The 5,459-nt window shown below is 73.7% G+C and carries 1 protein-coding gene; it reads right to left on the reverse strand.

Annotated elements, in window-relative coordinates:
- A partial coding sequence (locus tag VGD70_RS08070) for a type I polyketide synthase (protein WP_331079692.1) occupies positions 1 to 5,459 on the reverse strand: 5,459 nt, incomplete at both ends.

The raw sequence follows: 5,459 nt of genomic DNA on the forward strand, positions 1-5,459 counted from the left end.
GCCTGCTCCAGCACCAGGTGTGCGTTCGTCCCGCTCACCCCGAACGACGACACGCCCGCGCGGCGCGGACGATCCACCTCCGGCCACGGGACCGCGTCGGTGGCCAGCTCGATCGCACCGGCCGACCAGTCCACCCGCGACGACGGAGCGTCCACGTGCAAGGTGGGCGGCACCACCCCATGCCGCATGGCCAACACCATCTTGATCACCCCGGCCACCCCGGCGGCCGCCTGCGGATGACCGATGTTCGACTTCACCGACCCCAGCAGCAGCGGCCGGTCCCGCCCCTGCCCGTAGGTGGCCAGCAACGCCTGGGCCTCGATCGGATCGCCGAGCCGGGTGCCCGTCCCGTGGCCTTCGACCACGTCCACGTCCGCCGGGCGCAACCCCGCGCTGGCGAGTGCCCGCCGGATCACCCGCTGCTGCGCGGGACCGTTCGGCGCCGACAGGCCGTTCGACGCCCCGTCCTGGTTGACCGCCGAACCACGCACCACGGCCAGCACCCGGTGCCCGAGCCGCCGCGCGTCCGACAGCCGCTCCAGCACGACGACACCGACGCCCTCGCCGAACCCCATGCCGTCCGCGGCCTCCGAGTAGGCCTTGCACCGCCCGTCCGGAGCGAGCCCCCGCAGCCGCGAGAACTCCCGGAACGGCTCCTCGGTCGCCATCACCGTGACCCCGCCGGCCACCGCCAGCGAGCACTCGCCACCACGCAACGCCTGTGCCGCGAGGTGGAGCGCCACCAGCGACGACGAACACGCCGTGTCCACCGACACCGCCGGACCCTCGAACCCGAACGTGTAGGAGATGCGACCGGTGACCACACTGGACGCGTTGCCCGTGAGCATGTGTCCCGTGTAGTCCTCCGGCGACGCCTTCAGGAGTTCCTGGTAGTCCTCGGAGAAGACACCCATGTACACCCCGGTCGCGCTGCCGCGCAACGACTCCGGGTCGACACCGGCCCGCTCCAACGCCTCCCACGTGGTCTCCAGCAGCAGCCGCTGATGCGGATCCATGGCCAGCGCCTCACGGCGGGAGATGCCGAAGAACCCGGCATCGAACTCCGCTGCCTCGGCGAGGAACCCCGCCTCGCGGGCGTGGATGGTGCCAGCGCGCTCGGGGTCGGGGTCGAACAGGGCGTCCAGGTCCCAGCCGCGTTCCGGGGGCGGGGAACCCACGGCGTCGCCGCGGCGCTCCAGGAGGTCCCAGAGATCCTCGGGCGTGCGCACGCCGCCCGGGAACCGGCAGGCCATGGACACGATGGCGACCGGTTCGTCGGCGGGCCCCGGCAGGAACACGGCGGGGGCCTCGGATCCGGTGTCCTCGCCGAGCAGTCGCGAGCGCAGGTACCGGACCACCTCGGTGGTGGTCGGGTGGTCGAACAGCAGCGTGGTCGGCAGCCGTACTCCGGTCGCGGCCATCAGCCTGGTGCGTGCCTCCACGGCGGTCAGGGAGTCGATCCCCATGTCCTTGAACGCGCGGTTGACCTCCACCGCCTCCGGCGAGGTGAGCCCGAGGACGCGGGCGACGTGGGTGCGGACCACCTCGAGCAGGACGCGATCCCGCTCGGCCGGGGGAAGGCCGCGCAGCCGGTCGGGCAGCGTGGCGCTGACTTCCGAGGATTCCGGTGCCACCGCGGCCGCGGCACGGCGGACCTCGGGGAGATCGCCGAGCTGCGGGCTGGGCGCGGTCAGCGCGGAGACGTAGGTTTCCCAGTCGACGTCGACCACCGTCAGGTTGGCCATCCCGGTGGTGAGCGCACGCCGCAGCGCGGCGATGGCGTCGTCCGGTGCCATCGGCGTGAGCCCGTTGCGGCTCATCCGGTTGTCGAGGATCGCGTTGCCCGCCGCCAGTCCGGCCTCCGCCCACGGACCCCACGCGATCGACGTCGCCGCCAGTCCCTCGGCGCGCCGCCGCTCGGCCAGCGCGTCGAGGAAGGCGTTCGCCGCGGCGTAGTTGCCCTGTCCGGCGCTGCCCAGTGCGCCCGCGACCGAGGAGAACAGCACGAACATCGACGGCGCGTGCGCACGGGTGAGCTCGTCCAGGTTCACCGCGGCCGACACCTTCGGGCGCAGGACGGTCTCGAACCGGTCGAGGGTCAGTGACCGCACGACGCCGTCGTCGATGACACCCGCGGCGTGTACGACCCCGGTGAGCGGCAGGTCGTCCGGGAGGTCGGCCAGCACTCGCGCCAGTGCCGCCCGGTCGGCCACGTCGCACGCGGCCAGCGTGACCCGAGCCCCCAGTCCTTCGAGTTCGGCCCGCAGCTCCGCCGCTCCGGGCGCGTCGGCGCCACGACGGCTGGTGAGCACGAGGTGCTCGGTACCGGCGCCGGCCAGCCACCGGGCGACGTGCCCGCCGAGCGCGCCGGTGCCACCGGTGACCAGGACCGTGCCGCGCAGCGGCGGTTCCTCGGCGTTCGTCCCCGTGTCCGTCCCCGCCGGGATTCGCACAAGTCTCCTGGCGAACACCCCCGCCGCGCGAACGGCGGTCTGGTCCTCGCGACCGTCGGCCAGCACGCCGGCGAGGTGGGCGGCCGTCTGCCGGTCCACCTCGGCGGGAAGGTCGATCAGGCCGCCCCAGAGCTGTGGGGACTCCATGGCGACGACCCGGCCGAGGCCCCAGACCTGCGCCTGCACCGGGCTGGTCAGGGGCTCGAGCGCGTCGGTCGACACGGCACCGCGGGTCAGGCACCAGAGCGGCACGTCGGCGTCGGCCATGGCTCGCACGAGCCCACTGGTCGCGGCCAGGCCGCGCGGGAGCGCCGGATACTCCGGATGCGGCGACTCGTCCACGGCCAGGAGCGACAGCACGCCGCCGGCGGGCTCGGCCAGCCGGTCAGCGATCACGGCCGGGTCGTCGGTGCCGGACAGGACCAGCCGCTCGATCCGCATGCCCAGGCTCTCGAGGCCGTCGCAGATCCCCGTGGCCCATGCCTCGTCAGCGGCGTCGGCGGGCACGACGACGATCCAGCGCCCGGTCGGCACCCGCTTCGAGCCACTGACCGGGATCCAGGACGGGCGGTGGAACCAGCCGTCCACAGTGGACTGCGCCCGGCGCCGCCAGGACGCGAGGCAGGCCAGGAGGTCGCCCGCCGACGCCGGCGGGTCGCCGTCGACCGCCAGCGTGGCGGTCAGTTCGTCGAGGTCCCCTCGTTCCACGGCCGCCCAGAACCCGGCCTCCGCCGGGTCGGCGGCGGCGCCTTCGTCCGTGGTGGCCGGGGTGTCGGGCCAGAGGCGTTCGTGTTGGAAGGCGTAGGTGGGCAGGTCGACCGGGCTACCGGTGGCGTAGCTGGTCCAGTCGACCGGAACGCCGTGCACCCAGGCGTGCGCGAGGGAAGCCAGGAACCGGTCCTGGCCACCGTCGTCGCGGCGGAGGGTGGCGGTGACCGCGGCCGTGACCCCGGCCTCGTCGATGGTCTCCTGCAGCCCGGTGGTGAGGACCGGGTGCGGGCTGATCTCGATGAACGACCGGTGATCCGACCGGAGCAGCGCGCGGGTGGCCTGTTCGAAGTGGACGGTGCGCCGCAGGTTGTCGCTCCAGTACCCGGCAGCCAGCCGCGTGGTGTCGAGCTGGCCGCCGGTGACCGTGGAGTAGAACGGGATGCCGGCCCGGTGTGGCGTGATCGGCGCGAGCACGGTGAGCAGTTCTGCACGGAGCCGATCGACCTGGGCGGAGTGGGAGGCATAGTCCACGGGGATCTTCTTCGCCCAGACCCCCTCCTGTTCGCACTGCGCGAGCAGTTCGTCGAGCGCCTCGACCTCGCCGGACACCACCACCGAGGAGGGGCCGTTCACCGCGGCCAGCGAGATCCGCTCACCGAAGACAGCCAGCCGCTCCGCCGCGGCCTCCGCCGTCAGCGCGACCGACACCATCCCACCCGAGCCGGCCAACCCGGCGGCGATCGCCCGCGACCGCAGCGCCACCACCCGGGCAGCGTCGTCCACCGACAGCGCACCCGCCACACATGCGGCCGCGATCTCACCCTGCGAATGCCCCACCACCGCGGCCGGTTCGACTCCGGCGGACCGCCACAGTGCCGCCAGCGACACCATCACGGCCCACGACACCGGCTGAACCACGTCCACCCGGTCCAACGACGGCGCACCCGGAACCTGACGCAGGACCTCGACTACCGAGAAGTCCACATAGGATTCCAACGCCGCCGCGCACTCGGCCAGCCGAGCCGCGAACGCCGGCGACTCGTCCAGCAGACGCACACCCATGCCGGCCCACTGCGCTCCCTGACCGGGAAACACGAACACCGGCCCGCTGCCTCCCACGCAGCGACCCCGCACCACCCCGGACCCCAGCTCCTCATCGGGAGAACCGGCGGCCAGCGCGTCCACACCGGACAGCAGCCCGGCCAGCTCCCCCGCCACCACCACCGCGCGATGCTCGAGGGCCGACCGCGTCGCCGCCAGCGAGTACGCGACATCGGCCACTGCCACGTCCGCGGCCACCGGCGCGGTCGCCGTCAGCCCGCGCACGTGCGCCGCCAGCCGCCCGGCCTGGTCCCGCACCGCGCCGGCGTCGCGGGCCGACACCACCCACGGCACCAGCCCGGCGACCCGTCCCGCCGGTTGCCCGGCGGGCTCGGTCGTGGGTGCCTGCTCCAGCACCACGTGCGCGTTCGTGCCGCTGATCCCGAACGAGGACACCCCGGCCCGACGCGGACGATCCACCTCCGGCCACGCCACCGGCCCGGTGGCCAGCTCGATCGCGCCGGCCGTCCAGTCCACCTGCGACGACGGCGCGTCCACGTGCAACGTGGGCGGCACCACCCCGTGCCGCAGGGCGAGCACCGTCTTGATCACTCCGGCGACCCCGGCGGCGGCCTGGGTGTGCCCGATGTTCGACTTGACGCTGCCGAGCAACAGCGGGTGAGCGCGGTCCTGCCCGTACGTGGCCAGCAACGCCTGGGCCTCGATCGGATCGCCCAGCCGGGTACCCGTCCCGTGGCCTTCGACCACATCCACCTCGGCGGGCGTCAACCCACCGCTCGCCAAGGCCTGCCGGATGACCCGCTGCTGCGCCGGACCGTTCGGCGCGGTCAACCCGTTGGACGCGCCGTCCTGGTTGATCGCCGACCCGCGCACCACGGCCAGCACCCGATGACCGAGCCGCCGCGCGTCCGACAGTCGCTCCAGCACGAGAATCCCGGCGCCCTCACCGAAAGCCATGCCGTTCGCGGCGTCCGCATAGGGCTTGCACCGACCATCCGCGGCCAATCCCCGCAACCGCGAGAACTCCAGGAACGGTGTCGTGGTGGCCAGCGCGGTCACGCCGCCGGCCAACGCCAGCGAGCACTCGCCCGCCCGCAGCGACTGGGCCGCCAGGTGCAGGGCCACCAGCGACGACGAACACGCCGTGTCCACCGTCACCGCCGGCCCCTCGAACCCGAACGTGTAGGCAACCCGGCCGGAGGCCACGCTCGGCGCGCTGCCGTTCTGCCGGTA

Source organism: Actinophytocola sp. (assembly GCF_036402745.1).
Classification (GTDB): Bacteria; Actinomycetota; Actinomycetes; order Mycobacteriales; family Pseudonocardiaceae; genus Actinophytocola.